Below are 26514 nucleotides of genomic sequence, written 5' to 3' on the forward strand. Positions count from 1 at the left end.
ATTCAGAGGACTAAACGCGTTTTCAGTGGAGCAGTACGGGTAAGTCGGCGACACCGCGCGAGATGAGCGTGCGGCGCCAAGAGCGATCCGTGCCACCGGCCAGGCGAAGCGCCGGAAACCGGGTCAGCAGCACACGAAGCGCGGTGCTCACCTGAACGCGGGCCAAGGGCGCGCCGAGGCAGTAGTGGATGCCGTGGCCGAACGCGAGATGTCCCGGCGCGGTGCGGCGGATGTCGAAGTCTGCGGGTCGGGGGAAACGCGCCGGGTCGTGGCCTGCCGCGGCGAGCGCGATCATGACTGTCGCGCCGGGTGGGAGAACCGAGTCGCCCACTGGGTAAGGCGTGGTCGTGAATCGGCGCGTGGAGAACGGCTGAGGCCCGTCGTAGCGCAGGATCTCCTCCACCGCGCGGGGCAGCAGCCCCCAGTCGGCGCGCAGCGCGGCGAGCTGGTCCGGGTGGTCGAGCAGGGCGAGGACGCCGTTGGCGATCAGATTCGTGCTGGTGACATGCCCGGCGACCAGGAGAAGGAAGGTCGTGGCGCGCAGTTCGGCGTGGCTCAGCCTGTCGGCGTCCTCGTCGGTGACCCGGATCAGCGCGCTGAGCAGATCGTCGCCGGGGTCGGCCCGTTTCCGCTCGATCAGCCCGTCGAAGTAGTGGTTGATCTCCTCGATGTCCTTCTCGGTCGACGTGGCGTCCCCCGCCGCAGCCATGATCCGGCCGCAGAGACCGGAAAACTCCGACCGGTCCAGGAACGGCACGCCGAGCAGTTCGGAGATCACGGAGATGGGCAGCGGGAAGGCGAACCCGGCGACCAGGTCCTGCGGGCCGTCGCCGGACTCCATCCGGTCCAGCAACTCGACGGCGATCGCTTCGACGCGCGGGGCCAGCGCCGCGACCCGCCGGGCGGTGAACTCCCGGGAGACCAGCCTGCGCAGCCGGGTGTGGTCCGGCGGGTCGCTGGAGATCATGTTCGCGCCGATCGCGCCGGGGCCGATCCGGCCGGTGGCCCGCAGCCAGTTCTTGATCAGCGTGGGATCCCCCAGCGCGGCGAGCGCCTCGTCGTAGCCGACGATCAGCCAGACCTCGCTTCCGTTGGGCAGCCGTACGAAATGCGCCGGTCCTCGCTCGCGGAGTCCGGCGAGGACGGCATACGGATCCCGGTAAAGGTCTTCGGCCGCGTCGGTCAGGTCGACGATTTCAGGGCTGCTGATCACGGTATCTCCTCGGCGTGCGGTATTCCGGCGCGCACTCGCCACAACCGGGCCGTTCCGATGGCGCGACGTAGTTCGCCGGACATCGTGTGCGCGCCGGGAGACGGCGGTGGTGGCAGTAGGGCAGCCTGGGCCAGGCCGAGTGGCGAAACCCGGGCGAACGCCAGCTCCTGGTGTTCGCGCACGGCGGCGTAATGCCAGGATTCGACGACGTCGGGATCGGCCCGGCGGATGGCCGCGAAAGCCTTTCGCAGCCCGCTGTCCGGCTGCTCGTCGCGCCAGCACATCACGGTGACCTCGTGTTCCCCGTCGGAGACGGCGGTGGTGCCCACCGTGCGGGCCGTCCGTGTCGCGATAGGACCCTCGGGGGAGGCCAGGGCGCGAACGGCAGAGCGGCCGACGTGGTCGCCGAGCGCGGCCGTCAAGGTGAGCACCGTCAGTCCGTCCACTTCGGATGGAAGGACGATCGGCGGACGGTCCGCTTCGCCGCCGCCGGACACCGCCGTTGGTTCAGGCGGCCTCAACGCGGCGGAAACCGTTTCGAGCAAACGTTCCCGGTGCACCGAGGGCGCGGCGAAGGCGAGGACGGCGTTTTCGGGCCGGTAGTGCTCCGCGGTGAAACCTTCGACATCGGCGAGCGTGATGCCGTCGACGCTCGCCTGGTCGGCACGGGTGGTGTCGGCCATCCGGCCCCCGGGCACGGCGGCTTCCGCGGCGGCGGGACCGAGCAGCAGCAACGGATTGACGGCGGCCGCACGCATCTCCAGCACCACGGCCTGCCGTTCGGAGCGAAGGACAGCGTCGTCGATCGGACGCCCCTCGCCGAGCAGCCGGGCCAGCGTCCGGGCGACCTCGTCGCCCTGTTCCGGCAACGCCGCCACGGTGAACCGGGTCTCCGCGTTCTCCGTGCGCCCGGTGAGGTGCAGCCGCGAGCCGTCTTCCGACGCGGCGGCGATCCGGAGATGCTCGGTGAGATGGGCCGTTCCCCACGGGCGCAAGGGATCCGCGGCGGAACCGGCCGAGACCCGCAGGCAGGCACCGACGGTGTGGGCGTCGGGCGCCGGGACGAACCGGACCCGCAGCCCGGCGACCAGGACCTCTTCGTATTCGGTCATTTCAAGGTCTCCAGCCGGGACAGCTGGTCGTCGCGCAGCGCGCCGACGACGGCGATGGCGGGTGGAGCGGCGTCGGGGACGCGCAGAACGAGGCCTTCCAGCGCGCGTTCCGCGACAGCTTCGGCGAGCCGGCTCAGCGGGATTTCGCCGCGCGCCAGCCGTCGCCGATCGCCGACCGCGCCGAACGGCTCGTCCGCCTGGACGAGCAGCAGCGTGCGGCAGCGCACCGCCGCGTCGGCCAGTTCGCCGGACGGCGGCGCGGACACCGCCTCGCGCAGCGTGTCGAGCAGGAGGGTCGCGGCTTCGGCCACGTGCCGGGGATCCACGAGGGCGTAACCACCCACGCTCGGCCCGGTTTCCCGGTCGTCCCAGCTCAACGCGGCGACACCGTAGGCCAGCCCGCGCGCTCCCCGCAGCAGGCTGATCAGCCTGCCTTGAGCTCCCGTGCCCAGGAGTTCCACCAGGAGCGGGAGCGCGCCGTCGGGCAACACGTCCGCCTGCAACGGAAGGCGGACCGCCACCCTGGCCAAGGTCTCGTCCGGCATCGGTGTGGCGACCAGGCCGCCCACCCACGGTTCCCTGCCTTCGAACCGCCGCACGGGCGGACGAACCTGTTCGTCTCCGGGCCGGTACACGGTGACTCCCGTTTCGCGGCAACGATCCAGGTATCCGATGACGTCGTCCGCCGAGACGCGCGCCATCGACTCGTCGTCCCCCAAAGGTCCACAATGGACTAACCCGGAGGCGGCCGTGTCGATCGCGCCGAGCATCCGAAGATAGAGATCGCCCGAGCGGCGGCGCAGCAACCGCGACTGCGCCTCCCGCAGTCCTCGCAGCTGTTCACTGTCCGGGCCGCGGAAGTCGCCGGTCACCCGGTCCAGATCGTTCAGCGCCGTCCAATAGGAGAACGAGGAGAGGCGTGCTTCGAGCCGGTGCCGGGTGTGCCAGCCCAGTTCCTTCGGCGGCGCCCCGCCCGCAGGGGAGGCGAGCCACCGCGCGGCGAGGGCGGCGAGACCCGCGAGCCCTTCGGGGTCGTCGCGGTATCCGTACGGCAGGTCGACGATCGCGCCGCTCACACCGTCACCGCCGAGGCCCGGCGCAGCGAGAGCACGGCGACCGGCAGGGCCGTGACCGTGGCGGCGATCCCGGCCGCGGCGAGTACCGGGCCGACACCCCAGACCGGGGTCAGGAAGGTGACCAGGACGAGCGAAAGGCATTGCGCCGAAACGACGAAGGACCGGCGGAAGGCCAGCACCCGGCCGAGCGAGGCCGGATCCGCGTGCCGCTGGCACAGGAGGGTGTTGGGCATGGCGAACAGCAGGTTGTGCGCCCCGGCGACCAGTCCGGCGAGGAACACCCAGACCGGGCCGGCGTGCGCGCAGAGCACCACGAGACCGATCACCGGCGCGGCCAGGGCGGCGCCCGCGGTCACCATCAGGGCCGGGTTGAGCAGGTTCCGCCGTTTCGCCACCGACGCCGACATCGTCAGCCAGCCGACCCCCATCGCGGAGACGAACAGTCCCGCTTCCCCGGTCCTGCCGCCCTCGCCCACGAGGATCACCGCGAACTGCGGTACCGCACCGAGGCAAGCGAAAAGTGCCGCTTCCGCCAGCACCGCCGTGCGCAGCAGCCGGTCTCCGGTCAAGGAACGCAGGCCGTCGCGCAGCATGGCGAAGGGGTGGCGGCGTTCGCGCGCGGCGGCCTTCTGCCGTGGCACGGGCAGGGTGAGCAGCGCCGCGAGCACGAAGCTCGCCGCGTTGACCGCCACCGCGCCGGAAAAGCCGAGGCCCACCGCGACGGCCGCCCCCAGCAGCGGACCGAGCGCGAGGATCGCGCCGTTCGTCACCTCCTGCGCGGCGTCGGCGGCGGCCAGGCGGGAGGCGGGCACCAGTGCGGGCGTCAGGCTCGGCAGCACCGCCGAGCTCAGCGTGCTGACCGTGCCCAGCAGCACGGCCAGCACGTAGTAGAGCGGGATGTTCCGCAGGCTCACCGCGAGCAGCAGCACGAGGGTGATCGCCCCGGCGACGAGATTGAGCACGATGGACAGCCCGCGCCGGTCGAACCGGTCGGCGAGCACGCCCGCCCACGGGGAGAACAGCACCCTGGGCAGCAGTTGGACGACGAACGCGCCGCCGGTCAGGCTCGCGGAACCGGTCACCTGCAGCACCCACAACGGCAGGGCGAGCGACTGTGCCGTGCCGCCGAGCCCGGACAGCGACTGCCCGGCCCACAGCCACCAGAACGGCCGCCCGAGCCGCTCCTTGCCCTCGGTGGCGACGGCGGTCATCGCCCGGGTCGCGCCGCGTCCGCCGCCGCGACCGCGAGCTGCGCCTTGGTCCGCGATTCCCGCGGCGAGCCGATCCACGCGTCGACGGCCGCGCAGAAGTCGTCCAGTGCCTCCAGGCAGGTGAGCGAGGATTCGTTGACCTCGACCTCCAGGCAGGCGTACTCGCCGATCGGCGTGATGTCGCCATCCGGCCTGCGGAACTCGACGAGGTCGACGCTGAACACGCACGGATGGCCGCCGTCGAGTTCGCCGAACCGTTTGATCCGCCGCTGGCTGGTGACCCCCACCGACTCCAGCGGTCCCCGCACCAGGCCGAGGGACCGGAGATGGCGCAACGGCAGGACTTCCCCGGCGGTCAGGACGGCGGACAGCTCGCCGGGTTCGATCCGCTCGGAGATCTCCAGCGCGTCCCGGCGGCCTTCCCAGACCACCGTCTGTTTGACGCCGATCCAGCCGATCCCGGCCAGCCGCCCTTGGTTGGCGGCGACGCGTAGCGAGTGGCCGGCGGTGGTGAGGCTGCGCTCGGCGTCGTCGAGGTAGACGATGCCCTGGGTCGCGGTGACCGTCTCGGTGAGCCCGGTGAGGTTCGCGCGGACAGGCGGGGAATCGAGCCACCGCATCGGATTCACTGCGGCCGAAGCGCGGTCCAGCGCCCATTTGCTTTCGTGCTCGACACCCACGATCCGGGTCATCGGGCCGTCCTTTCGTCCAGCGAAGCGGGCGGGAAGAGATGGAAGACGTCCACGTCCGCGTCGGTCAGCCCGAAGACCCGGCGGAAGGTCTCCCGCACCACCGCCACCGACTGCAGGGGCGGCTGGAAGTGCCCGGACTTCGTGTTGGCGACGACCATCGAGACCCGGTGGCCGCCGATGAGCACGATCTCGCCCGCCGCGCGGGCGAGCAGCCGGTCGGGCACCAGCATCGGATGCGCCACGGGGACACCGTCGACGGTGGCGCGGTTGCGGCCGAAGATCAGATCGGCCAGCTCGAACGGCCTCGTCCAGACCAGCAACCGGTCCTCGTCGTCGACGACGAACATGTAGGAAACGCCGGAAGTCAACCGGCGCAACGGTTCCACCGGATCCCGCAGTTCGATCGTGTCCGCGAGGACGGCGCCGGCGACCGGGCGATAGCGCTGCTCGAACAGTGCGCGGTCGAACTCCAGCAACGGCGGGTCCAGCTCCAGCACCGTGCGTCGCGGCGGTGGCGCGCCCCCGGCGGAGGCGAGATAGGCCTGGCCGATCAGCTCCCGCAGCTCGCGGACCCGTTCGGCGACGCGCTCCTCACTCGGGTCCGCGGTCAGCACCGTCCGCAGCGCGATCAGCTCTTCGTAGAGGACGAAGACCCTCGCCTGCGAACGCGGACCGTAGGAGTCCGAGGCCCGCGCGCCGACCTCGGCGAACCGGCGCAGCAGCAGAGCGACGGAATCGGCGGTGAGCAATCCGGCCTCCTCGTGGCCAGGGCCGGGGATCGCTCCCCGGCCCGGCCTCGTTCCGCTGCTTACATGTCGTCCGGGTGGGTGAAGCCCGCCTGCGCCATGGCCAGCGCCTCGTGCCCGTCGGCGGTGGCGTCCAGCTCCCGGAGACCGGTCACGATGGCCTCGACCTTCAGCAGCTGCTCCGCGGTCACCAGATTCGCGTTCATGCACTTGCTCCTTACCTGGTCCTGCGGCGTCGTCCCGGCCGGAGTCCGGCGGGACGGCACCTTGGCACCACCGATGATCACGACGCCGGATCTACGCCGGTTCTGCGTCCGCTCGCAGCCGCCGTCCATCGGCCGTAGATCCGACGTAGATCGGGACTCGCGAGACTCGGGGGCGTGATCGTGGAAGACAACGACCGGACGCGCTCCCGGCGCGGAACGGTGCTCCTGTCGGCTGCGGCGGCGCTCCTGGCCGCGGCCGGATACCTGGCGCAGGGTCAGGCCATCGGCCAGGCGAACGCGTCCGAAGGCGAAGTGAACTGGAACAACACCATTTCGGCGCCGCCACCGCCGCTCGGGACCAGCTGAGACGTCAGCGCGCGTGGTTCGAAAGCTCTTCGATCGCCCGGGCCGTGTCGTCGGCTTCGGGCAGGTTGAGCGCGACGAAATGCGCATGAGCCTGGTGCAATCGCGCTTCGGCTTCGCGCGGGTTTCCCAGCTCGGCAAGGGCCTTGCCGAGCACGAGCAGCGCGTTGGCCTGGTCCCGCCGGGTGCCGAGCTCCTCGCAGAGCCGCAACGCCGACCGTGCCTCGGAAGCCGCCTCTTCGGCCCGCCCCAGTGCCAGCAGGGTTTCGGCGAGCCGGAAGAGCGCGTGCGCCGCCCGGTCCCGGATGCCGGCCGCCAGGCAGCTCTCGACGCACGTGGTGAAGTGCGCGGACGCGGCTTCGTAGCGTTCGAGCGCGTGGTTCGCGAGCCCGAGCACGTAGAGCGCGTAGCCGATTCCCGGCGCGTCACCGATCTCACGGGCCACGGCGAGCGCCGACTCGCAGACGGCGAGGACGTTCGCCGGGTCGCCACCGCGCAGCAGGGCGTGCGCCGAGTTCAGGCTGCTGGTCACCGCGCCGGAGCTGTGCCCGAGCCGCCGCGCGAGTTCGGCGGACCGGTCGAAACACCGCACAGCGAGCCGGTAGTCGTGGCGGAGCTGGGCGGCCAGGCCGAGGTTGTTGAGCGCCTGCCGGAGGATCGCCGGGTCGTCGGCCTCGGTCGCGGCGGTCACCGCGCGCCGGGCGTGCGCCTCGACGTCGGTGTGCGTCCCCGTGCGCAACGCGACTGTGCTGCACAGGAATTCGGCCCGGCCGAGCAGGCGGTGGCGTGCCCGCCTTCCCGGTCCCGCCGGTTCGGGAACACGGGCGGCCGCTCTCGCGAGAGTGCCCGCGGCGGCGTCCAGTCTTCGCGCCCCGGCTTCCACGGCGAACGGGCTCATCGCGATGAGCAGGTCGATCGCGGTGCCCAGGAGCGGAACCGAGCCGATTTCGACGACTCGCGCGCAGACCGCGACCACGGTGTCCCCGGCCGCCGACGCCCAGTCCCTCGCCGCCCGCAGGTCGGCGATCGGCGTCCCGGCGGTGCTGGGCGAGCGCGGACCGAGCACGTCCCCGGTGGGATCGCCGGGCACGGCGTGCGCGAACGCGGTGCGCGCCGTGGCCGTCAACAGCGACAGCAGCCGATCGAGCGCGGCCAGTTCGCCGTCCGCGTCGCGGTCACGGCCGCGGCCGAAGGAGACCAGGAGCTCGTGGACGCGGAACCGGCCGGGGACCGTACCGTCCAAAATGGACGCGTCGACCAGCACCTCCAGCCGCGTTTCGGCCTCGGCCGGGGGCACACCGAGGACCGCCGCCGCTTCCGGCAGCGTGAACTCGCCTCCGGCGACAGCGGTGAGCAGCACGAAATCCTTGGCGAGCGGCTCGGCGAGCTGCCGGTACGCGACTTCGAAGACCGCCTCGATGGCGAGGGGACCGGCCCGCAGCTCGGCGATCCGGCGGCGCTCGTCCCGCAGGCGTTCGACCATGGACCGCAGGGTCCAGTGCGGCCGCGCCGCGAGACGCGAGGCCACGATCCGCACCGCCAGGGGCAGCAGGCCGCAGGCGGTGACGAGGTCGAGGGCATCGTCCGGTTCGACTTCCAGCCGTCGCGCGCCGACCCCCCGCCGCACCAGTTCGAGCGCCTCGCCCGGGCTGAAGACGTCGAGGTTGACCTGGGTGAGCAGCGGCAGACCGTCGAGTCTGGCGCGGCTGGTGATCAAGACCGCGCAGCCGGGCGTACCGGGCAGCGCGTCGCGGATCTGCGCGGCGTCGGCGACGTTGTCGAGCACGATGAGCAACCGGCGGCCGTCGAGAAGCGAACGCCACAGCCCGCGGCGCTCGGCGAGGCTCCCCGGCGACCGGTTCGACGGCACGCCCAGCCCGGCGAGCAGCAGTTCCAGCAGGTCGGGGCCGGTCACCGGCTCCCCGACCTGGTCGAGGTCGCCGAGGTCGACGTGCAGCTGCCCGTCCGGATAGCGCTCGCGGATCTCGTGTGCCAGACGCACCGCGAGGGTGGTCTTGCCGACGCCGCTCATCCCGGTGATCGCCAGCATCGCCGGTGCCCGCCCGTCGGCGGTCTCCAGCACCGCCCGCAGGGCCGAGAGCTGGTCCTGCCTGCCGGTGAAGTCCGGCAGATCGGGTGGGAGCTGCGCCGGGATCGGCCGCCATCGGCCCGGCGGCTCCTCCTGTCCAGCGGGCGGCGAGAGGGTCACCGGCGGCGGGGCGGGCGCGACGACGTCGTCTCCCCGGAGGATGCGCTCGTGCAGCTCGACCAGTTCCGCGCCCGGCTCGACACCGTGGCTCTCCACCAGGCCCCGGCGGGCGTCCTGGAAGACCCTCAGCGCGTCGACCTGGCGGCCCATCCCGTAGAGCGCGCGCATCAGCAGGACGTAGAGGCGTTCCCGCATCGGGTGTTCGGCGATCATCCCGGTCAGCCGCGGCTGTGCCTCGTAGTAGTGCCCGAGCCGCAGCTCGGCCTCCAGGTACTGCTCGGTGAGCGCGGTGTGCAACTCGCCGAGCCACCGGCGGCTCTGTTCGGCGAACAGGCCGGGCACTCCCGCGAGCGGCTCGCCGGTCCACAGGGCGAGTGCTTCCGACAACACCTGTCTGGCCTGGTGCGCGTCCCCCGAAGACAGCGCTTCTTGAGCAAGGGCACCGAGTTCTCCCGCGCGGGAGGCGTCCACAGTCGAGGGCGGCACGGCGAGCCGGTAACCGTCACCCGCCGACACCAGCACGTCGTCGCCGGCACCGGCGGTGGCGAGCAGCCGCCGCAGTCGCCAGGCGTAGGTGCGGACGGTCGAAGCCGCACGGGCGGGCAGGTCCTGGTCCCACAGTGTGTCGGTCAGCCTGCCGAGGGACACCGCCGTGCCGGGCGTGAGCGCCAGCGCGGCCAGCATCGCCTGCTGTTTCGGCGTTCCCACGGGGATCGCCACCCCGTCCGGGCGGTACAGCCGCATCGGGCCCAGCACCACGAATCGCACCCCAGGCCACGCTGCCGCCATGCGCGTCGCTCCCTCCGGCGCAACGACCGTCGGCGCCACTCGATGCTAACTCCGGTGGAGCCCGGGGAGCGCGGGATTGCCTCTTCGGCTCCGCTTCGGTGCACGAACGGCCGTGGAACGACGAAGGCCTCCTCCTCACCTCAAGGGCGGGGAAGGAGGCCTTCGCGAAACTCGAGGCTCACCTGCGGGGTTTGGGCTTCCAAACCACGAGCGCGGTCTGCTGCCGCAGGGTCACGAGATCCTTGCGGTAGGAGGCGTGCACGGCCGCGGCCGTCTGTTCGGCGGTGACGTACGCCGCCGTGAGCTCCTCGGTCAGTTCGGCGATCCGGGCGCGGAGCGCGTCGACCTGGTTCTCCAGCTCGATGATCCGCTTGATGCCCGCGAGGTTGACACCGTCCTCTTGGGACAGTCGCTGCACCTCGCGGAGCAGCGCGATGTCCCGCATGGAGTAGCGACGGCCACCACCGGAGGTCCGGCCCGGCGACACGAGACCATGGCGGTCGTAGGACCGCAGGGTCTGCGCGTGCAGGCCGGACAGTTGCGCCGCCACCGAAATGACGAACACCGGGGTGTCCTCGTCCGCACCGTGCGGCAGCCCGCCGAACATCGTGCTCACCTGCCTTCGAGAAGTTCGGTGATCTCCGGTCGCGGATCGTGCTCGGACATGGCCTCCGCGTAGGCCTCCAGCGCTTCACGGGCCTTGTCGTCCAATTTGGACGGTATGGCCGCCTGCAGGGTGACCAGCAGGTCGCCCTGCGAGCCGTCCCGTTTCGCGATTCCCTTGCCGCGCACGCGAAGCACGCGACCGCTCGCCGTACCCTGCGGCACCTTCAGTGAGACCTTGCCCTCGAGCGTCGGCACGGTGATCGTGCCGCCGAGGGCCAGCTCCGCGAAGGACACCGGCACGGCGATCGTCAGGTCGAGGTCCTGGCGCCCGAACACCGCGTGCGGCGCGACGTGCACGCGGACGTACAGGTCGCCCGGCTGCGCGCCGCCCTTGCCCGGTTCGCCCTGGCCCGCCAGCCGGATCCGCTGGTCGTCGGCGACGCCCGGCGGGATCCGCACGGTCAGGGTGCGGGTGCGGGTGCTGACGCCCTCGCCCGCGCATTCCGGGCAGGGGTCGTCGATGATCGTGCCGCGGCCGCGGCAGTCGCGGCACGGCTCGGAGAACGCGAACGCGCCCTGGCTCCGGCTGACCAGCCCGCTGCCCTGACAGGTCGAACACGTCCTCGGGGAGGTCCCCGGCTTCGCGCCGTTCCCGCCGCAGGTGGAACAGGTCGCCGGGCTCGACAGCCTCAGCGGCAGGGTCGCGCCCTTGACCGCCTCGGTGAAGTCGATCCGGACGTCGGTCTCCACGTCCGCGCCGCGCTGCGGGCGGTTCGCCGTGGCACCGGCCGCGCCGCCGCGGCGGCCGAAGAGACCGCCGAGGATGTCGCCGAGCCCGCCGAAACCGGCCTGCTGCTGACCACCCGACTGACCGAAGATGTCGCCGACGTCGAAACCGCCGCTTCCGCCGCCACCACCCGGGAAGCCGAAGCCGCCCGGACCGCCGGAGCCGAAGAGGCGGCGGGCCTCGTCGTACTCCTTGCGCTTGGACGTGTCGGAAAGAACGCCGTACGCCTCGGAAACCGCCTTGAACTTCTTCTCGGCCTCCGCGTTGCCCGCGTTGGCGTCGGGGTGGTTCTCCTTGGCCAGCTTGCGATAGGCCTTCTTGATCTCGTCCGCGGTGGCGTCGGAGGAGACGCCCAGCTCACGGTAGAAGTCCTTACCGATCCATTCCCGTGCACTCACCGAACGTCTCCTCCTTTCACGCCGTATCGCCGATCAGCGGTTGTTCTCATCGAAGAGCTCGCCCTCGAGGGGCAGCTCGCCGCCCACGGGCGGGTCCACCGGGGCGTCCTGTGCCGCCGGCGCCGGAGCCGGGGCGGCACCTGGCTCGTGGTCGGTGACCCCGACCAGCGCCGCGCGCAGCACGCGCTCGCCGAAGCGGTAACCGCGGCGCATGACCGTGGTGACCGTCGGTCCGGCGACGTCCGGCGAGGTGCTGTGCTGGACGGCCTCGTGCACGCTCGGGTCGAAGGGCTCGCCCTCGGCGCCGAACGGCTCGAGCCCCGATCGCTGCAGGCTCCCGACCAGCTTCTCGCCGACCGCCTTGAACGCACCGGTCAGATCGCCGTGCTGCCCCGCGCGCTCGAGGTCGTCGAGCAGCGGGAGCAGGTCGGCGACGACCGACGCCTTGGCGCCGGTGACGACCTGTTCGCGGTCGCGGTCCACGCGCTTGCGGTAGTTGGCGTACTCCGCCTGGAGACGCTGGAGGTCGGCGGTGCGTTCCGCCAGCTCCTTCTCCAGGTCGGTGGCCACCGACACCGAATCGTCCATGATGGAGTCCCCGAGGCCGGGGCCCGCGTGGGTCGCGAGCACCGGCTCGACGGGCTCCACCGGGTCTTGCGAGGGAGCGGCGTGCTTCGGGCCATCCTGGGATTCGGGCGCCGGGGCGGGCGGGCGGACCTCACCGGTCAGCGGATCGATCCGCCTGCGGTCCCGCACGACCACCGGTTCCTCCGGGCCCCGGCCCTCGGTCTCGTCGTAGCGTCCCGTCACTTCTTGTCCTTCTCGTCCTCTTCGACGATCTCGGCGTCGACGACGTCGTCGGCCTTGGCCTGCGAACCGGTGCCCGCGCCGGCGGAACCGGTCGCGCCTTCACCGGCGGCGGCGTCATCGGCGGCGTTGCCCGCCGCGTTGGCGTAGAGCGCCGTGCCGAGCTCCTGCGAAGCGGTGTTCAGCTTCTCGATGGACTCGCGGATCTTCGCCGAGTCGGTGCCCTTGAGCGCCTCGTTGGCCTCGTCGATCGCGGACTTCACCTTGCCCTTGAGCTCCTCGGGCAGCTTGTCCTCGTTGTCCTTGACGAACTTCTCGGTCTGGTAGACGAGCGTCTCCGCCTGGTTGCGGGTCTCCGCCTCCTCGCGGCGCTGCTTGTCCTCCTCGGCGTGCGCCTCGGCGTCCTTGACCATGCGCTCGATGTCGTCCTTCGGCAGCGCGGAGCCACCGGTGATCGTCATCGACTGCTCCTTGTTCGTGCCGAGGTCCTTCGCGAGGACGTGCACGATGCCGTTGGCGTCGATGTCGAAGGTGACCTCGATCTGCGGCACGCCACGGGGGGCGGGCGGGAGACCGGTCAGCTCGAACATGCCGAGCTTCTTGTTGTGCGCCGCGATCTCGCGCTCACCCTGGAACACCTGGATCTGCACCGACGGCTGGTTGTCGTCCGCGGTGGAGAAGATCTCCGAACGCTTGGTCGGGATCGTGGTGTTGCGCTCGATGAGCTTGGTGAACACGCCGCCCTTGGTCTCGATGCCCAGCGAAAGCGGGGTCACGTCGAGCAGCAGGACGTCCTTGACCTCGCCCTTGAGCACGCCGGCCTGCAGCGCGGCGCCGACGGCGACGACCTCGTCCGGGTTCACGCCCTTGTTCGGCTCGCGGCCGCCGGTCAGCTCCTTGACCAGGTCCGACACGGCGGGCATGCGGGTGGAACCACCCACGAGCACGACGTGGTCGATGTCGCCGACGGCGACACCCGCGTCACGGATGACGTTGTTGAACGGCTTGCGGGTGCGCTCGAGCAGGTCCGAGGTGATCTTCTGGAACTCGGCGCGGGAGAGCTGCTCGTCGAGGAACAGCGGGTTCTTGTCCGAGTCCACGGTGATGTACGGCAGGTTGATGCCCGCGGAGTTCGAGCTGGACAGCTCGATCTTCGCCTTCTCGGAGGCCTCACGGATGCGCTGGAGCGCCATCTTGTCCTTGGTGAGGTCGATGCCGCTGGAGGCCTTGAACTTGTCGACCAGCCAGGTGACGATGCGCTCGTCCCAGTCGTCACCGCCGAGGTGGTTGTCACCGGATGTCGCGCGGACCTCGACGACGCCCTCGCCGATCTCCAGCAGCGAGACGTCGAACGTGCCGCCACCGAGGTCGAAGACCAGGATGGTCTGTTCCTTCTCGCCCTTGTCCAGGCCGTACGCCAGCGCGGCGGCGGTGGGCTCGTTGACGATGCGGAGCACGTTCAGGCCGGCGATCTGCCCGGCCTCCTTGGTGGCCTGCCGCTGCGCGTCCTCGAAGTAGGCGGGGACGGTGATGACCGCGTCGGTGATGGTCTCGCCCAGGTACGCCTCGGCGTCGCGCTTGAGCTTCATCAGCACACGGGCGCTGATCTCCTGCGAGGTGTAGGCCTTGCCGTCGATCTCGGTCTTCCAGTCGGTCCCGACGTGCCGCTTCACCGACCGAATGGTCCGGTCGACGTTCGTCACCGCCTGGTTCTTCGCCGGCTGACCGGTCAGCACTTCGCCGTTCTTGGCGAAGGCGACGATCGAGGGAGTGGTGCGTGAACCTTCCGAGTTGGCGATGACCGTCGGCTCGCCGCCCTCAAGGACAGCGACGACCGAGTTGGTCGTGCCGAGGTCGATGCCGACCGCTCGCGCCATGGTGTGATCCTCCTGCTAGTTCTTGACCTGCGTGTTCGCCCCCACCTTGAGTGGGTGCCACGCAAGTTCTATCGGGATGATGCGGTCTCCGTCAAGCCGGACTTGAGTCGACTGCACTCAACCTTGTACCCGGCTCAACGTGCGACCCGGGCGTCTTGTTCCCGGACTACCGGCAGACCGTGCCCGGGGCGGGTGTGAGCCCGCTCACCAGGTACTTCACTTCTTCGGTGCGCACGCAGGCCGAGTTGAGCAGCCCCGTGTGCCCGTATCCGGCGTCGACCAGCAACGCCGAGTTCTCGATGTTCCGCGCGAGCCCCTTCGCCCAGACGAGTGGCGTCGCCGGATCGTGTTCGCCGCCGACCACGAGGATCGGCGCCGCGCCCTTCACCTTCTGCGGCCGCGGCAGGTACGCCGAGGGCACGGACCAGCCCGCGCAACCGCTCGCCATGTCCCAGAACTCCGAATACCGCCAGCTGTGCGGCGCGAGGGTCTTCACCAGCCCCTGCATCACCCGCATGTCGGCGTAGGAGGTGAACGGCGAGCCGAAGTCGTGGCAGCCGATCGAGCGGTACGCGCCGTAGGACGGGTCCAGCTGCGAGTAGGGCAGCAGCCCGTCCGCGTTCCCCGAGGCCGCGTCGGCGATCCCCTTCGCGATCTCCGGCCAGAACGCGGGAAGGATGAGCGAGCCGTAGAGACCGGACGCCATTTCCTCGCCGGTCACGTTCCGGCCGAGTTGCTTCGACGGCACGCCGCCGGGCGTCGCCATGAGCGCGTCGTAGGTGGCGAGGACATCTTTGCCGCGAAGCGCGCAGTCCGCCGCCGTCGTGCACCACTTCGCGAAGTCTTTGAGGGCGCTTTCGGTCGCGATGGCCTCGTCGAGGACGGCCAGCCGCGTCGGCCGCGAATGGTCGACGGCGCCGTCGAGCACCATCGCCCGGACGCGCTTCGGGTACTTCTCCGCATACACGGCACCGAGTTCGGAACCGTAGGAGACGCCGAGCCAGTTCACCTTCGGCTCACCCAGCGCGACCCGGATCGCTTCGACGTCGTCCGCGGCGTGCCAAGTGTCCACAGAGGACAACTCGGGTCCGGTCCGCTTGAGACACTCGTCGCCCGAAGCGCGGTTGTGCGCGATGAGCTTGTCGTAGTCCGCGCGACTGCGCGGGAACCGGCTGATCGACGGATCGTGCAGATCCGGCCCGCAGGTGATCGCGGGTGTGCTGTCGCCGACGCCGCGCGGGTCGAACCCGATGACGTCGAATCGCTGCCGCACTTCGGCCATCTCGGGCTTGTCCAGCGCGAACCCGCGACCGCCGTACTTGAGCACAGTGACCCCGGCGCCGCCGGGACCGCCCGGGTTCGTCAGCAGCGAACCGACGCGGCGCGCCGGATCGGTCGCGGGCAGCTTCGCCAGCGCGATCGAAACGGTGCCGCTCACCGGAAGGCTCGCGCATTCCAGCGTCGGCGCGTACTCGGTCGCGCAGGGCTTCCAGTCGAGCCGGGGCGCGGCCGACGCGGGCAGTGCGGAGAGCGGAAGCAGGGTCAGCGCGGTGACCACCGCGAGAGCCTTCATACGGGCTTCACCGTGATCGAGCCGGTGCCGGACTTGAGGTCCAGGACGTTCGCCGAAGCCTGGTCCTGCCGCACGCCGGCGGTTTCGACCCCGCCGGTCTCCGAGCTGGCGTTGATGCGATACGCGCCGTCGGGAACGGTGACGGTGACCTTCCCGGTGTCGGCGCTCGCGGTGACCATGCCCGGTTTGGCCAGCCCGACCTTGATGTCACCGGTACCGGTGACCATTTTCACCGGTCCGGTCGAGCTCAGGACCTCGAGATCCCCGGTGTCACCCCGGAGGTCCACCGCGGCCGCCCGGGTGAGCGTGATCTTGCCGGTCCCGATGCCGCCGGAGATCGCCAGCTCGCGCGGGACCACGACCTCGTAGTCCACGCCGCACTGGCTGCAGCCGCCGAGGATCAGCGTGCCGTTCTCGACACTGTGCGTCTTGCCGGGATTCTTTCCGGTGTAGGTCACTTCGCGGCGCAGCGAGACCGGCGCGCCGTCCTCGACCCGGAGCGTGACCCCGCCGACCGGGACGTCCACCTTGATCGCGGTGATCTGCTCGGTGACCGGCGTCCCGTCGCTCAGCTTCTCGCGGCTTTCACCCGTGCAGCCGACGACCCCGAAGGCCACCAGCGCGCCGAGAGCGAGCGCGCCGAGGACGCGCTTTTCCTTGTTCCCCATGAGAAAGTGTTCCCCCGATAAAGTCCGTCAGGCCGCTTTGACCGTGACGCTTCCGCTGTCGGTGTTGAGATCGAGCTTGTGCTGGGCCGAACCCGACTGGTTGACGTCGATGTCGCGGTGGCCGCTGTCGGTGGTGCCGGTGACGTTGTAGTCGCCGGAAGGCACCTGGACCTCGATCGAACCGCTGTCGGTCCGCGCGGTGACGTCGGCGCCCGTGACCAGTTCGAGGTCGATCCGGCCGCTGTCGGTGCGGGCTTCGACGTTGCCGCCGAGCCGTTCCCCCTTGATGGCACCGGAAGCGGCCTGCACGGTGACGGCCTGTCCGATGTTCGCCAGTTCGACGCGACCGGCGTCGGACTTCACCTTCACGGTGCCCGGCACGTCGCGCACCTCGACCCGGCCGGAGTCGACGGTGATATCCACAGTGGACGCCCCGGCGATGTCCACCGACCCCGAGTCGAGCCTGCCCGAGACCGGGATCCCCGCCGGGACGGTCACTTCGTAGGCGACCTCGCAGTTGTTGCCGCAGCCTTCGAGGACCAGGGTGTCGCCGTCCACGCGGTAGGCGTCGCCCGGCTTGTTCCACCGGTATTCGAACGACTGGTGGACCTTCACCGGGCCGCTGCCCGTGCGGATCTTGAGTGCGCCCTCGTCGTTGTCGACGCGGACGTTCTTGATCTGCTGGGTGAGCTCGGCGGTCGCCTCCGCGTCGGACGGCCACCACCAGCCGAGACCGGTGAGCACACCGACGCCGATCAACGCGATGCCTCCGAGTGCGAGGAGTGGGCGCGCCATGGTCTTGAGTCCCTCCAGAGCAGGTTTTCGTGTAGCTCGACGCTAAAGGCAGCGCGACGGGTTGGACATAGGGGTAACCCCCGGATTCGTCCCTGAGAACGCACCGGGGTCCTCGGGGTCATAACCTGGCTTCGTCATCTGTTCCACGACCAGGAGGACGCATGCCGCAGGCACCCGATCCGTACGACTTCCTGCCCGATCTGCCTGCCTTCACCTTGAGCAGCATCGACATCGAAGAAGGCGGCTTCCTGCCGACACCCCAGCTTTCCGGGATCTTCGGCGCGGGCGGCGAAGATCGCTCCCCGCAGCTGTCCTGGGACGGCTTCCCCGACGGGACCAAGAGTTTCGCCGTGACCTGCTACGACCCCGACGCCCCGACGGCGAGCGGGTTCTGGCACTGGGCGGTGTTCGATATCCCGGCGTCGGTGAACGCGCTGGCCGCGAACGCGGGCGACGAAGCGGGCTCCGGCCTGCCGGCGGGCGCAGTCACTCTGAAGGGGGACGGCGGCGTGAAGCAGTTCCTCGGCGCCGCCCCGCCGCCCGGACACGGGCCGCACCGGTACATCTTCGCGGTGCACGCTGTCGACGTCGAAAAGCTGGACGTCGGGGAGGACGCTACGCCGGCTTTGCTGGGGTTCAACCTGTTCAGCCACGCGCTCGGGCGGGCGACGCTCACGGCGCTGCACGAAAACAAGGGCTGACGCCGACATTTCCGTGAAGGTCTCCTTCCCTACTCTCAAGGTAGGGAAGGAGACCTTCACGGACTTTAGGCCTGCCCGTTCGGCCGCGACCGCTCCATGTACTGCCCCTCCGGAGGGTCGCCGAAGCCGAACTGCCGGTACAGCCCGTGCGCGTCGGCGGTGTGCAGCATCCACCGGAACGCCGCGCCCGGCCCGTTGTCGATCATCTCCCGGACCAGTTCCTTGCCGAGCCCCGCGCCACGCGCCTCGTCGACGACGAAGACGTCCGCGAGGTACGCACTGCCGATGGTGTCGGAGAACGCCCGCGCGAAGCCGACCATCCGCCCTGTCGAAGTCTCGTACGCGCCGACGACGCGCCACGCGTTCCTGAAGACCTTCTCGACCAGCTCGCGGTCTCGCCACTTGCCCCAGTAGACGCCGGTGGACAGGCACTTCCACACCACGTCGAGGTCCACCCGTGCCGGGTCGTCATCCATTTCGTATGCGCCGACAGTCCTCATGATCCGCACGTTACCCAGCAGGTCAACGGGGTTTCAGCAGATAGTCCACCACCGGCCGCAGCTCGTCCGCGGACGGCGGCTCGTCGTCGATGAGGCCCTGGATCAGGAGTCCGTCGATCCCGGCGAGGAACACCCGGAACGCGACCTCGTCGTCGTGCCGGACCATCGAGGTCAGCACGTCCAGCCAGCGCCGCGCGGCGGGCCGCAGCTCGGGTTTGCGCGCGGCCAGCAGGTACAGCTCGTACTCCGCCATCGTCCGCCCGCGCCGCGGGCCCAGCGCCTCCGCGAGCAGCCCGGCGACCTCTTCCGCGCCGCGGCTGCCGCGGGACCGGGCGCGGTCGATCATCCAGTAGACCTCGGTCGCCATGTCCCTCGCGCACGAGATGAGGGTCGCGATCAGCAGGTCGTCGAGGCTGGAGAAGTGATAGGTCGTCGAAGCCGTCGGCACGCCCGCCTCGGTGGCGACCGTCCGATGGGTGACACCGGCGACGCCGTCCCGTTCGATCACCCGCAGCGCGGCCGCGATGATCTCCTCGCGCCGCTTCTCGCCCCTGGCCTTCCGGCCGTCGACCTGGATCTTCACTTAGTGCGCGCTCCCGACCTCGATCAACACGACCCCGCCGACCACCAGTGCCAGCCCGGCGATGACGGAGAGGTTGACCGGCTCCTTGAAGAACACGATGCCGACGGCCGCCACCAGCGCGACACCGGCCGCGGCCCAGATCGCGTAGGCGACGCTCACCGGCACGCCCGCCTTCAGAACGTACGCGAGCGCGACGAACGCGAAGGCGTATCCGACCACCACGACGATCGACGGTCCGACCTTGGAGAAGCCCTCGGAGAGCTTCAGCGAGACCGTGGCCGTCACCTCGGCGGCGATGGCGAAAGCGAGCAGAAGGTACGCACCCATGTCACAAAAACTACCTGGACGATCGTCTTAAAACAAAGAGAGGCGTACACCACATCGGTGGGACTTGGGCGCGGCCAGTGGGTTACCCATCAGTAAGAAGCATTAGTCTGCCCGAACCACCACAGCTTCACTCGGACGAAAGGCACCCGACGATGGGCGCTGTACAGCTGACGCTCGGCGGGATCGCGGTCCTGCTCGGCGTCGTCGCCTGGGGAATGTTCTTCGCGACCATCGCCCGCTTCGTGCGGGTGATCCGCCTCGGTCAGCCGGACTCGACCCGCAACGGCCCGTTCGTGCCGCGGATGAAGACCCTGATCAAGGAATTCGCCGCGCACACCCGCATGAACAAGGTCAAGAGCGTCGGCCCGGCGCACTGGCTGGTCATGTGGGGCTTCCTGCTCGGGTCGCTGGCCCTGTTCGAGGCGTACGGCGAGGTCTTCGTCCCCACCTGGGGCTGGCCCATCCTCGACGACTGGTCGCTGTTCCAGCTGCTCATGGAGCTGCTCGGGGTCGGCACGATCGTCGGCATCCTGGTCCTGATGGGGATCCGCCAGAAGAACCACCCGCGCCGCGCGGACCGGCAGTCCCGTTTCCAGGGCTCCAACTTCAAGTGGGCGTACTTCATCGAGGCCGTCGTGCTCATCGAGGGCATCGGCATCATCGGCGTCCGCGCCGCGAAGTCCGCGCTGGACGTCCACGAAACGCCGGTCTGGGCCGCGTTCGTCTCGCACCCGCTCGGCGAACTGCTGCCCGCCAGCGCGAACCTGGTCACGGTGTTCGCGTTCGTCAAGCTGATGAGCGCCACGATCTGGCTGATCGTCGTCGCGCGCACGATGACCATGGGCATCGCCTGGCACCGGTTCAGCGCCTTCTTCAACATCTACTTCAAGCGCGAGGCCGACGGTGGCGTCGCGCTGGGCGCGCTCAAGCCGATGATGAGCAACGGCAAGGTGCTCGACCTCGAAGAGGCAGACCCGGACGAGGACACCTTCGGCGTCGGCAAGGTCGAAGACTTCAGCTGGAAGGGCTGGCTGGACTTCTCGACCTGTACCGAATGCGGCCGCTGCCAGTCGCAGTGCCCCGCGTGGAACACCGGCAAGCCGCTTTCGCCGAAGCTGCTCATCACGCAGCTTCGCGACCACGCCTACGCGAAGGCGCCGTACCTGCTCGCGGGCGGCAAGCGCGACATGGCCGGCGACGAGGTTGGCCTGTCCGGGGACAACATGTACGCGGGGATCGACGTCCTCGCGATCGCCGAGTCCCAGAAGGCGCTCATCGGCGACGACGGCGGGATCATCGACCCCGAGGTGCTGTGGTCCTGCACCTCCTGCGGCGCGTGTGTCGAGCAGTGCCCGGTGGACATCGAGCACGTCGACCACATCGTCGACATGCGCCGCTACCAGGTGATGATCGAGTCCTCGTTCCCCAGCGAGCTCAACGGGATGTTCAAGAACCTGGAGAACAAGGGCAACCCGTGGGGCCAGAACGCCAAGGACCGGCTCGCCTGGACCGAGGACCTGGACTTCGAGGTGCCGGTGTTCGACGGCGACCTCGGCGACACCGAGTACCTCTTCTGGGTCGGCTGCGCCGGCGCGTTCGAGGACCGCGCGAAGAAGACCACGCGCGCCGTCGCGGAACTGCTGCACATCGCGGGCGTGAAGTACACCGTGCTCGGCTCGGAGGAGTCCTGCACCGGCGACCCGGCCCGCCGCGCGGGCAACGAGTTCCTGTTCCAGATGCTGGCACAGCAGAACGTCGAGATCCTGAACTCGGTGTTCGAGGGCCGCGAACGCAAGGCGCGCAAGGTGGTCGTCACCTGTGCCCACTGCTTCAACACCCTCGCGAACGAGTACCCGGAACTGGGCGGCCAGTTCGACGTCGTGCACCACACGCAGTTGCTCAACCGTCTCGTGCGGGAAAAGCACCTGACCCCGGTGGCCGCGGTCGCCGAGGACGTCACCTACCACGACCCGTGCTACCTGGGCCGTCACAACAAGGTCTACGACGCTCCGCGCGAGCTCGTCACCGCGTCGGGCGCGCAGCTGCGGGAGATGCCGCGGCACGGCGACCGCTCGATGTGCTGTGGTGCCGGCGGCGCGCGGATGTGGATGGAAGAGAAGATCGGCAAGCGGATCAACGTCGAGCGCGTGGACGAGGCGCTCGGCACCGCGCCGTCGAAGATCGCGACCGGCTGCCCGTTCTGCAAGGTGATGCTCAATGACGGTCTCACCGCGCGCCAAAGCGACGGCCAGGCGAGCGAGAAGGTCGAAATCGTCGACGTCGCGCAGCTGCTGCTGACCGCCGTCAAGCGCAAGCCGGAACCGCAGCTGGTCCCGGCGGGAGCGCCGTCCCTGGACGCCGTCTCAGATGCCGAACTCGACGAGAAGGCCGAGAAGCCCGCCGTCGAGAAGGCCGCCGAGACACCGCTCCCGGAGGAAGACAAGTAGAACTTTTCGAGGTCGGAGGGAACATTCTCTCGCACATAATGCGAGAGAATGTTCCCTCTTGTTTTATCCCGGACATGACCATTCCGTTCCCATTACCCGTTCGGCGGTACACCGTGGCGATAGGCTGCAGCGGATCCGAAAAAAGGGGTGAGGAAAATCAATGGGCAACCGTCACGAACTCCGTCCGGGCAAGGAACACCGCCTCGCGATGCCGGGATCGTCGACGCTGCGTCCGCCTGCCCGCCTCCCTTCGGCCGCGGCACTCGCCAGAATGGCCCAGGAAGCGACCATCCCCAGCATCCCGGCCGCTCGGCGACCGTCGCGACAGGAACGGCAGCGCACGCGCGTCCGCCCGTACGTCCGCACGGGCGGACGCACGCAGTCCAAGCGAAACTTCGCCATCGAAGCGATGATCTCCGTCCGGAACGACGCCCCCTGGAACGCGCCGGGGTTCAGCGTCGAATTCCATTCGGTCCGATCACTGTGCCGCCGTCCGGCTTCCGTGGCCGAAGTAGCGTCGTCACTAAGCGTTCCGCTCGGCGTCGCAAAGGTCCTTTTGGGTGATATGGCCGAACTCGGTCTGGTTACCGTTCATGAAACGCAGGCTGAATTCGACGGTCATCCGGCACTCGCCTTGATGGAACGCGTCCTGCAGGGTTTGCGTCGCCTGTGAGATCGGCCCACTCGCACTACGCTGCGCTAGGTGAGTGAAGAAACCGGTGGCGAAAGCACCCTGACGGTGGTGCTGGCGGGTGGGGTCAACCTCGCCATCGCCGTACTCAAACTGATCGCCGGGATCATCACCGGTTCCGGCGCGATGCTGTCCGAAGCCGTGCACTCGGTGGCCGACACGATCACCGAAGTACTCCTGCTGACAGCACTGAAACGCTCGGACCGTCCCGCCGACCGCGTCCACCCCTTCGGCTACGGCAAGGAGCGGTACTTCTGGTCGCTGCTCGCGGCGGTGTCGATCTTCGCCTCCGGCGCGATGTTCGCGCTCTACGAAGGCTTCTCGACGGTGTTCGGCGAAGAGACCGAGCAGACCGACCCGATCGTCGGCTACATCGTGCTCGCGATCGCCTTCGTCCTCGAGTCCGTCTCGTGGTTGCAGGCCGTGCGGCAGGTGCGGCGTGACGCCGCCGACGCGGGCCAGAAGATCTCGGTCTACCTGCGGATGATCGACGACCCGGCGCCGAAGACCGTCCTGTTCGAAGACTCGGCCGCGCTGATCGGCCTGCTGCTCGCGTTCGCCGGGATCGGGCTGCACCAGCTCACCGGCTCGCATATCTGGGACGGTGCGGCGTCGATCGCGATCGGTGTGCTGCTGGCGCTGGTCGCCTACGTGCTCGGGCGCACCAACCGCGGCCTGCTGATCGGCAGGCAGGCGGATCCGAGGCTGGTCCGCGGGGTGCGTGACCATCTGCTGGGCGCGCCCGAGATCGAGGCCGTCGTCGACCTGCAGACCATGCTGATGGGCACCGATCAGGTGCTCGTCTGCACCCGTGTCGACTTCGACGACGCGCTGGGCGCGGCGGACGTCGAACGTGCCTGCGTCCGGATCGCGGCCGAACTGACCCGGGAGTTCGGCGACGTCACCGAGGTGTTCATCGAACCGGTCCCGCGTACGGATCCCGAGCTGCGCGCGGCGGTACTGGCCCGCTACGGCGAAATCGCCGAACGGTGGGAAAAGGGTCAGTAGCCGAAGTTCTGCGTCCAGTACATGCCCTTGGTGTTGACGCCGACACCGATCTTCTTCAGCTTGCAGTTGAGGATGTTCGCGCGGTGGCCCTCGGAGTTCATCCAGGCGTCCATCACCTTGGCGGCGTTCGACTGGCCCTTGGCGATGTTCTCGGCGCCGGGCTTGTCGTAGCCGGCGGACCGGATGCGCTGGTCGAACGTGACGCCTTCCGGCGTGGTGTGGGAGAAGTAGTTCCGGGCCGACATGTCGTCGCTGTGGCCCTGCGCGGCGGCGGCGAGGTGGGACTCGTTGCTCACCGGCGAGCAGCCTGCGTCGGCGCGCTCGGAGTTGACGAGATCGATGACCTGACCGGAGAGCGAGCTGTCCTGCGAACGGGGCGGTTCCGGAGCCTTGCTCGGGGTGGGCTTGGGGGCCTCGGAAGGCTTCGGCGGCTCGGCCGGGGCGGAGGACGAGCTGGGCGGGGCGGAGGAAGACGTGGGAGCCGCCGAGGACGACGTCGGAGCTGCCGAGCCGGGCGCGGCGCCGTCCTGAGCGGGAGCGGACGTCTGGCCGAAGTAGGCGGGAGGCTTCGCGAGGGCGTCGCCGGATCTGCCCTTGGTGTCGGGGACGCTCAGCGACAGGTTGCTCAACGCGGTGCCCTGGAACCGATCGGTCACCATCAGGTAGCTCGCGCTCGCGATCACCCCACCCAGCAGCACGCTGAGCGTGACAAGCAGTAACCGGCTTCTTGTTCTATTGGGGGACACGGGGCCGAAAACTATCACGAACTGGTTACGGCAATACCCCCGAAAGTAGTAATACCGGTCAGCGGTCGCTTTGGGTGATCACTTCCGTGGACTCATGGGTGATCGCGGTCGCGTCGGCCAAGAACCGGAGGACGGTCTCCAGCTCACCGTCCGTATAACCCACGCAGACCTCGCGGACCCGCTTCACCAGGTGATCCCACATCGGCGCGGCGGAGGCCATCATCGCCCCGTCGATCTCGATGAGCACCTTCCGCCGATCCTCGGGATGCGGTTTCCGCGTGACGACACCCTTGCCCACAAGCCTGTCGATGAGCGCGGTGATCGACGCCGGTGCGAGCCCCGAAAGCTGCGAGAGCGCCTTCGGCGTCTGCGGACCGAAGCGGGCGAGATAGTCGGCCACCTTGCTTTCGACAGCCGAAAGGCCGCCCTGTTCGGCGATCGCCGAATGGAACATGACCGTCTCCGTCGACAGGGCACGCGAGCCGTTGAGGATCCGCTCGACCAGTTCCGCTCGCTCGCTTGACACATCGGCCAGCCTAGCGGAGTCTTTAGTTCGATAGAACGAATTAGTTTCTAAGAGATTCGATGGGGTGAACTACATGGCGAAGGTACTGATCGCCGGCGGGGGTATCGCGGGCACGATCACGGCGATCGCACTGCACGAGACCGGCCACGAGCCGGTGATCCACGAGGCGTACGACAGGACCGCGGAGGGGGTCGGCGCGTTCCTGACCCTCGCGGTGAACGGGCTGGACGCCTTGGCGCCGCTGGGCCTGAAAGGCCTGGTCAAGGACCTGGGATTCGACACGCCGCGGATCAAGATGCAGCTGGGGAACGGGCGCGAGCTGGCGGACTTCGCGCTCGGCGGGCAGCTGGAAGACGGCACCGTGAGCCAGACCGTGCTGCGCTCCGACCTCTACGTCGCCCTTCGCGACGAAGCCGTCAGACGCGGCATCGAGGTCCGCTACGGCAAGCGTCTGGCCGACGCGCGCGACACCGGCAGCGGCGTGCACGCGACGTTCGAGGACGGTTCGTCGTCCGAAGGTGACCTGCTGATCGGCGCGGACGGGCTCCGGTCGCGGGTGCGGGAGCTCATCGACCCGCAGGCGCCGTCGCCGCGCTACGTGCCGCTGCTGAACACCGGCGGGCTGGCCGAGGGCCCGCGCCTGGACGACGAACCCGGCGTCATGCACATGACCTTCGGCAAGCGGCTGTTCTTCGCGCACGTCGTCCACCCGGACGGTGGCGTCTGGTGGTTCGCGAACGTCCCCCGGAAGCAGGATCCGTCGCAGGCCGAGCTCACCGCGATGACCGGTGACGCCTGGCGCGAGGACCTGATCCGGCAGCTGGCGGTGGACCGCACCCCGGCCGTCGAGATCGTGCGCGCGACGCGGGAGATCTACCGGCCGTGGGCGACCTACGACTTCCCGAGCGTGCCGACCTGGCGGACGGACCGGATGGTCATCATCGGCGACGCCGCCCACGCCACCTCACCGGCGGCGGGGCAAGGCGCCGCGATGGCGATCGAGGACGCCGTCACGCTGGCGCGATGCCTGCGTGACGTGCCCTCGATCCCGAAGGCACTCGCCGTCTACGAAGGACTGCGGCGCGAGCGCGTCGAAGCCGTCGTCGAGCGCGGCAAGCGCAACGGCGACGCGAAGGCTGTCGGCCCCGTCGGACGGGTGATCCGGGACTTCTTCCTCTCGCGGGCGTTCAAGAACCCGCCGGCCGACGATCCGAACGCCTTCATGTGGCGGCACCGGATCGACTGGGAGGCGCCGGTGAGCTGACCGCGCTACCTCCAGGTGTCGACGCGGTGGAAGTTCTTGTACGCGCGGCTCGGGGTCGGTCCCCGCTGCCCCTGGTAGCGCGAACCGGCCTCGTTCGAGCCGTACGGGAACTCCGCCGCGCTGGACAGGCGGAAGATGCAGAGCTGGCCGATCTTCATGCCGGGCCAGAGCGTGATCGGCAGGTTGGCCACGTTCGACAGTTCGAGGGTGATGTGGCCGGAGAAGCCCGGGTCGATGAAGCCCGCGGTGGAGTGCGTGAGCAGGCCGAGGCGGCCAAGGGAGGACTTGCCCTCCAGGCGGCCGGCGAGGTCGTCGGCGAGCGTGACGGTCTCGTACGTCGAACCCAGCACGAACTCGCCGGGGTGAAGGACGAAGGGGTCTTCGCCCTCCTTCTCGACCAGCGACGTCAGCTCGTCCTGCTGGAGCTGCGGGTCGATATGCGTGTACTTGCTGTTGTCGAACACGCGGAAGAAGCGGTCGAGTCGCACGTCGATGCTCGACGGCTGGACCATCGTCGGGTCGAACGGGTCGACGCCGAGACGGCCGGCGTCGAGCTCTTTACGGAGGTCACGGTCGCTGAGGAGCACGTGCTC

General features: G+C 69.5%; 27 protein-coding genes. 6 read left to right on the top strand and 21 right to left on the bottom strand.

Annotated elements, in window-relative coordinates; genetic code table 11:
- Positions 1 to 22 precede the first annotated feature (22 nt).
- From ACZ6YV_RS02835 to ACZ6YV_RS02865, 7 genes are read right to left on the bottom strand one after another with little or no spacing between them, the layout of a single operon-like run.
- Positions 23 to 1213 (bottom strand): cytochrome P450 family protein, encoded by a 1191-nt coding sequence (locus ACZ6YV_RS02835; protein ID WP_465508017.1) that lies wholly within the window; start codon positions 1211 to 1213, stop codon positions 23 to 25.
- Positions 1210 to 2325, bottom strand: coding sequence for a peptidase M16 family protein (locus tag ACZ6YV_RS02840; protein WP_465508018.1), 1116 nt, complete (start codon positions 2323 to 2325; stop codon positions 1210 to 1212). Before ACZ6YV_RS02840 ends, ACZ6YV_RS02835 begins: the two co-directional genes overlap by 4 nt.
- The gene (locus ACZ6YV_RS02845; protein WP_465508019.1) at positions 2322 to 3401 is read right to left on the bottom strand and encodes an insulinase family protein; all 1080 of its coding nucleotides are present in this window, start codon (positions 3399 to 3401) and stop codon (positions 2322 to 2324) included. Before ACZ6YV_RS02845 ends, ACZ6YV_RS02840 begins: the two co-directional genes overlap by 4 nt.
- Positions 3398 to 4612, bottom strand: a complete 1215-nt coding sequence (locus ACZ6YV_RS02850) for an MFS transporter (RefSeq protein ID WP_465508020.1) — start codon at positions 4610 to 4612, stop codon at positions 3398 to 3400. Before ACZ6YV_RS02850 ends, ACZ6YV_RS02845 begins: the two co-directional genes overlap by 4 nt.
- Positions 4609 to 5304 carry a CYTH domain-containing protein gene (locus ACZ6YV_RS02855; protein WP_465508021.1) on the bottom strand — a complete coding sequence of 232 codons (696 nt, stop codon included), beginning with the start codon at positions 5302 to 5304 and terminating at the stop codon, positions 4609 to 4611. Before ACZ6YV_RS02855 ends, ACZ6YV_RS02850 begins: the two co-directional genes overlap by 4 nt.
- Entirely contained in the window at positions 5301 to 6053 is a 753-nt protein-coding gene (locus ACZ6YV_RS02860; protein ID WP_465508022.1) for a hypothetical protein, read from the bottom strand. The genes ACZ6YV_RS02855 and ACZ6YV_RS02860 overlap by 4 nt, the downstream gene beginning before the upstream one ends.
- A 59-nt stretch (positions 6054 to 6112) precedes the next feature.
- The gene (locus tag ACZ6YV_RS02865; protein ID WP_378236785.1) at positions 6113 to 6256 is read right to left on the bottom strand and encodes a hypothetical protein; all 144 of its coding nucleotides are present in this window, start codon (positions 6254 to 6256) and stop codon (positions 6113 to 6115) included.
- Between the two features lie 174 nt (positions 6257 to 6430).
- On the opposite strand from ACZ6YV_RS02865, the gene ACZ6YV_RS02870 reads away from it, so the two are divergent.
- Positions 6431 to 6622 (top strand): hypothetical protein, encoded by a 192-nt coding sequence (locus tag ACZ6YV_RS02870; protein WP_465508023.1) that lies wholly within the window; start codon positions 6431 to 6433, stop codon positions 6620 to 6622.
- A 4-nt stretch (positions 6623 to 6626) separates the two neighbouring features.
- Here ACZ6YV_RS02870 and ACZ6YV_RS02875 read toward each other — a convergent pair whose 3' ends face one another.
- From ACZ6YV_RS02875 to ACZ6YV_RS02910, 8 genes are all read right to left on the bottom strand, one after another.
- Entirely contained in the window at positions 6627 to 9617 is a 2991-nt protein-coding gene (locus ACZ6YV_RS02875) for an AfsR/SARP family transcriptional regulator (RefSeq protein WP_465508024.1), read from the bottom strand.
- Between the two features lie 178 nt (positions 9618 to 9795).
- The gene (locus tag ACZ6YV_RS02880) at positions 9796 to 10224 is read right to left on the bottom strand and encodes a heat shock protein transcriptional repressor HspR (protein ID WP_465508514.1); all 429 of its coding nucleotides are present in this window, start codon (positions 10222 to 10224) and stop codon (positions 9796 to 9798) included.
- Positions 10225 to 10229: 5 nt separating this feature from the next.
- Positions 10230 to 11408, bottom strand: coding sequence for a molecular chaperone DnaJ (dnaJ, locus tag ACZ6YV_RS02885; protein ID WP_378236781.1), 1179 nt, complete (start codon positions 11406 to 11408; stop codon positions 10230 to 10232).
- A gap of 33 nt (positions 11409 to 11441) precedes the next feature.
- A complete protein-coding gene (gene grpE, locus ACZ6YV_RS02890) occupies positions 11442 to 12218 on the bottom strand; it encodes a nucleotide exchange factor GrpE (RefSeq protein ID WP_465508025.1) in 777 nt (258 codons plus the stop codon).
- Entirely contained in the window at positions 12215 to 14092 is a 1878-nt protein-coding gene (gene dnaK / locus ACZ6YV_RS02895; RefSeq protein WP_465508026.1) for a molecular chaperone DnaK, read from the bottom strand. The genes grpE and dnaK overlap by 4 nt, the downstream gene beginning before the upstream one ends.
- 166 nt (positions 14093 to 14258) lie before the next feature.
- Positions 14259 to 15665 carry an alpha/beta hydrolase gene (locus ACZ6YV_RS02900; protein ID WP_465508027.1) on the bottom strand — a complete coding sequence of 469 codons (1407 nt, stop codon included), beginning with the start codon at positions 15663 to 15665 and terminating at the stop codon, positions 14259 to 14261.
- Positions 15662 to 16333 carry a DUF4097 family beta strand repeat-containing protein gene (locus ACZ6YV_RS02905; RefSeq protein ID WP_465508554.1) on the bottom strand — a complete coding sequence of 224 codons (672 nt, stop codon included), beginning with the start codon at positions 16331 to 16333 and terminating at the stop codon, positions 15662 to 15664. The genes ACZ6YV_RS02900 and ACZ6YV_RS02905 overlap by 4 nt, the downstream gene beginning before the upstream one ends.
- Positions 16334 to 16360: 27 nt before the next feature.
- Positions 16361 to 17128 (bottom strand): DUF4097 family beta strand repeat-containing protein, encoded by a 768-nt coding sequence (locus ACZ6YV_RS02910; RefSeq protein WP_465508028.1) that lies wholly within the window; start codon positions 17126 to 17128, stop codon positions 16361 to 16363.
- 161 nt (positions 17129 to 17289) lie between these two features.
- On the opposite strand from ACZ6YV_RS02910, the gene ACZ6YV_RS02915 reads away from it, so the two are divergent.
- Positions 17290 to 17829, top strand: coding sequence for a YbhB/YbcL family Raf kinase inhibitor-like protein (locus tag ACZ6YV_RS02915; RefSeq protein WP_465508029.1), 540 nt, complete (start codon positions 17290 to 17292; stop codon positions 17827 to 17829).
- Positions 17830 to 17894: 65 nt separating this feature from the next.
- Here the strand turns inward: ACZ6YV_RS02915 and ACZ6YV_RS02920 are convergent, their stop codons facing one another.
- Genes ACZ6YV_RS02920 through ACZ6YV_RS02930 form a run of 3 tightly spaced genes read right to left on the bottom strand, consistent with a single transcriptional unit; the run spans position 17895 to position 19239 of the window.
- A complete protein-coding gene (locus tag ACZ6YV_RS02920; RefSeq protein ID WP_465508030.1) occupies positions 17895 to 18329 on the bottom strand; it encodes a GNAT family N-acetyltransferase in 435 nt (144 codons plus the stop codon).
- Between the two features lie 22 nt (positions 18330 to 18351).
- The gene (locus ACZ6YV_RS02925) at positions 18352 to 18912 is read right to left on the bottom strand and encodes a TetR/AcrR family transcriptional regulator (protein WP_020632424.1); all 561 of its coding nucleotides are present in this window, start codon (positions 18910 to 18912) and stop codon (positions 18352 to 18354) included.
- On the bottom strand, positions 18913 to 19239 hold the full coding sequence (locus ACZ6YV_RS02930) for a DMT family transporter (protein WP_465508031.1): 327 nt from the start codon (positions 19237 to 19239) through the stop codon (positions 18913 to 18915).
- A 152-nt stretch (positions 19240 to 19391) separates the two neighbouring features.
- On the opposite strand from ACZ6YV_RS02930, the gene ACZ6YV_RS02935 reads away from it, so the two are divergent.
- The 3 genes from ACZ6YV_RS02935 (at position 19392) to ACZ6YV_RS02945 (ending at position 23385) form a co-directional block, all read left to right on the top strand.
- Positions 19392 to 21686: a (Fe-S)-binding protein gene (locus ACZ6YV_RS02935; protein ID WP_465508032.1), complete on the top strand. Its 2295-nt coding sequence runs from the start codon at positions 19392 to 19394 to the stop codon at positions 21684 to 21686.
- A 160-nt stretch (positions 21687 to 21846) separates the two neighbouring features.
- Positions 21847 to 22359 (top strand): DUF742 domain-containing protein, encoded by a 513-nt coding sequence (locus tag ACZ6YV_RS02940; RefSeq protein WP_465508033.1) that lies wholly within the window; start codon positions 21847 to 21849, stop codon positions 22357 to 22359.
- Between the two features lie 30 nt (positions 22360 to 22389).
- Positions 22390 to 23385, top strand: a complete 996-nt coding sequence (locus ACZ6YV_RS02945; RefSeq protein ID WP_465508034.1) for a cation diffusion facilitator family transporter — start codon at positions 22390 to 22392, stop codon at positions 23383 to 23385.
- On the opposite strand, the gene ACZ6YV_RS02950 is transcribed toward ACZ6YV_RS02945, so the two are convergent.
- Together ACZ6YV_RS02950 and ACZ6YV_RS02955 are read right to left on the bottom strand one after the other, a co-directional pair.
- Positions 23379 to 24068, bottom strand: coding sequence for a CAP domain-containing protein (locus ACZ6YV_RS02950; protein WP_465508515.1), 690 nt, complete (start codon positions 24066 to 24068; stop codon positions 23379 to 23381). The two genes, ACZ6YV_RS02945 and ACZ6YV_RS02950, sit on opposite strands and share 7 nt — an antisense overlap.
- 121 nt (positions 24069 to 24189) lie before the next feature.
- The gene (locus tag ACZ6YV_RS02955; RefSeq protein WP_465508035.1) at positions 24190 to 24657 is read right to left on the bottom strand and encodes a MarR family winged helix-turn-helix transcriptional regulator; all 468 of its coding nucleotides are present in this window, start codon (positions 24655 to 24657) and stop codon (positions 24190 to 24192) included.
- A 73-nt stretch (positions 24658 to 24730) separates the two neighbouring features.
- On the opposite strand from ACZ6YV_RS02955, the gene ACZ6YV_RS02960 reads away from it, so the two are divergent.
- Complete coding sequence (locus ACZ6YV_RS02960; protein WP_465508036.1) at positions 24731 to 25921, top strand: FAD-dependent oxidoreductase; 1191 nt, start codon at positions 24731 to 24733, stop codon at positions 25919 to 25921.
- Positions 25922 to 25926: 5 nt separating this feature from the next.
- On the opposite strand, the gene dcd is transcribed toward ACZ6YV_RS02960, so the two are convergent.
- Positions 25927 to 26508 carry a dCTP deaminase gene (dcd, locus tag ACZ6YV_RS02965; protein ID WP_016338162.1) on the bottom strand — a complete coding sequence of 194 codons (582 nt, stop codon included), beginning with the start codon at positions 26506 to 26508 and terminating at the stop codon, positions 25927 to 25929.
- Between the last annotated feature and the right edge of the window lie 6 nt (positions 26509 to 26514).

It is taken from the genome of Amycolatopsis sp. NPDC102522, assembly GCF_055584485.1.

Excerpts from the sequence above, each read along its gene's own strand:
- ACZ6YV_RS02905 (WP_465508554.1), bottom strand. The coding sequence starts at position 16,333 with ATGGGGAACAAGGAAAAGCGCGTCCTCGGCGCGCTCGCTCTCGGCGCG.
- ACZ6YV_RS02910 (WP_465508028.1), bottom strand. The coding sequence starts at position 17,128 with ATGGCGCGCCCACTCCTCGCACTCGGAGGCATCGCGTTGATCGGCGTC.
- ACZ6YV_RS02900 (WP_465508027.1), bottom strand. The coding sequence starts at position 15,665 with ATGAAGGCTCTCGCGGTGGTCACCGCGCTGACCCTGCTTCCGCTCTCC.
- ACZ6YV_RS02855 (WP_465508021.1), bottom strand. The coding sequence starts at position 5,304 with ATGACCCGGATCGTGGGTGTCGAGCACGAAAGCAAATGGGCGCTGGAC.
- ACZ6YV_RS02840 (WP_465508018.1), bottom strand. The coding sequence starts at position 2,325 with ATGACCGAATACGAAGAGGTCCTGGTCGCCGGGCTGCGGGTCCGGTTC.
- ACZ6YV_RS02850 (WP_465508020.1), bottom strand. The coding sequence starts at position 4,612 with ATGACCGCCGTCGCCACCGAGGGCAAGGAGCGGCTCGGGCGGCCGTTC.
- ACZ6YV_RS02865 (WP_378236785.1), bottom strand. The coding sequence starts at position 6,256 with ATGAACGCGAATCTGGTGACCGCGGAGCAGCTGCTGAAGGTCGAGGCC.
- ACZ6YV_RS02920 (WP_465508030.1), bottom strand. The coding sequence starts at position 18,329 with ATGAGGACTGTCGGCGCATACGAAATGGATGACGACCCGGCACGGGTG.
- ACZ6YV_RS02960 (WP_465508036.1), top strand. The coding sequence starts at position 24,731 with ATGGCGAAGGTACTGATCGCCGGCGGGGGTATCGCGGGCACGATCACG.
- ACZ6YV_RS02940 (WP_465508033.1), top strand. The coding sequence starts at position 21,847 with ATGGGCAACCGTCACGAACTCCGTCCGGGCAAGGAACACCGCCTCGCG.
- dnaK (WP_465508026.1), bottom strand. The coding sequence starts at position 14,092 with ATGGCGCGAGCGGTCGGCATCGACCTCGGCACGACCAACTCGGTCGTC.
- ACZ6YV_RS02880 (WP_465508514.1), bottom strand. The coding sequence starts at position 10,224 with ATGTTCGGCGGGCTGCCGCACGGTGCGGACGAGGACACCCCGGTGTTC.
- ACZ6YV_RS02875 (WP_465508024.1), bottom strand. The coding sequence starts at position 9,617 with ATGGCGGCAGCGTGGCCTGGGGTGCGATTCGTGGTGCTGGGCCCGATG.
- ACZ6YV_RS02935 (WP_465508032.1), top strand. The coding sequence starts at position 19,392 with ATGGGCGCTGTACAGCTGACGCTCGGCGGGATCGCGGTCCTGCTCGGC.
- ACZ6YV_RS02930 (WP_465508031.1), bottom strand. The coding sequence starts at position 19,239 with ATGGGTGCGTACCTTCTGCTCGCTTTCGCCATCGCCGCCGAGGTGACG.
- ACZ6YV_RS02915 (WP_465508029.1), top strand. The coding sequence starts at position 17,290 with ATGCCGCAGGCACCCGATCCGTACGACTTCCTGCCCGATCTGCCTGCC.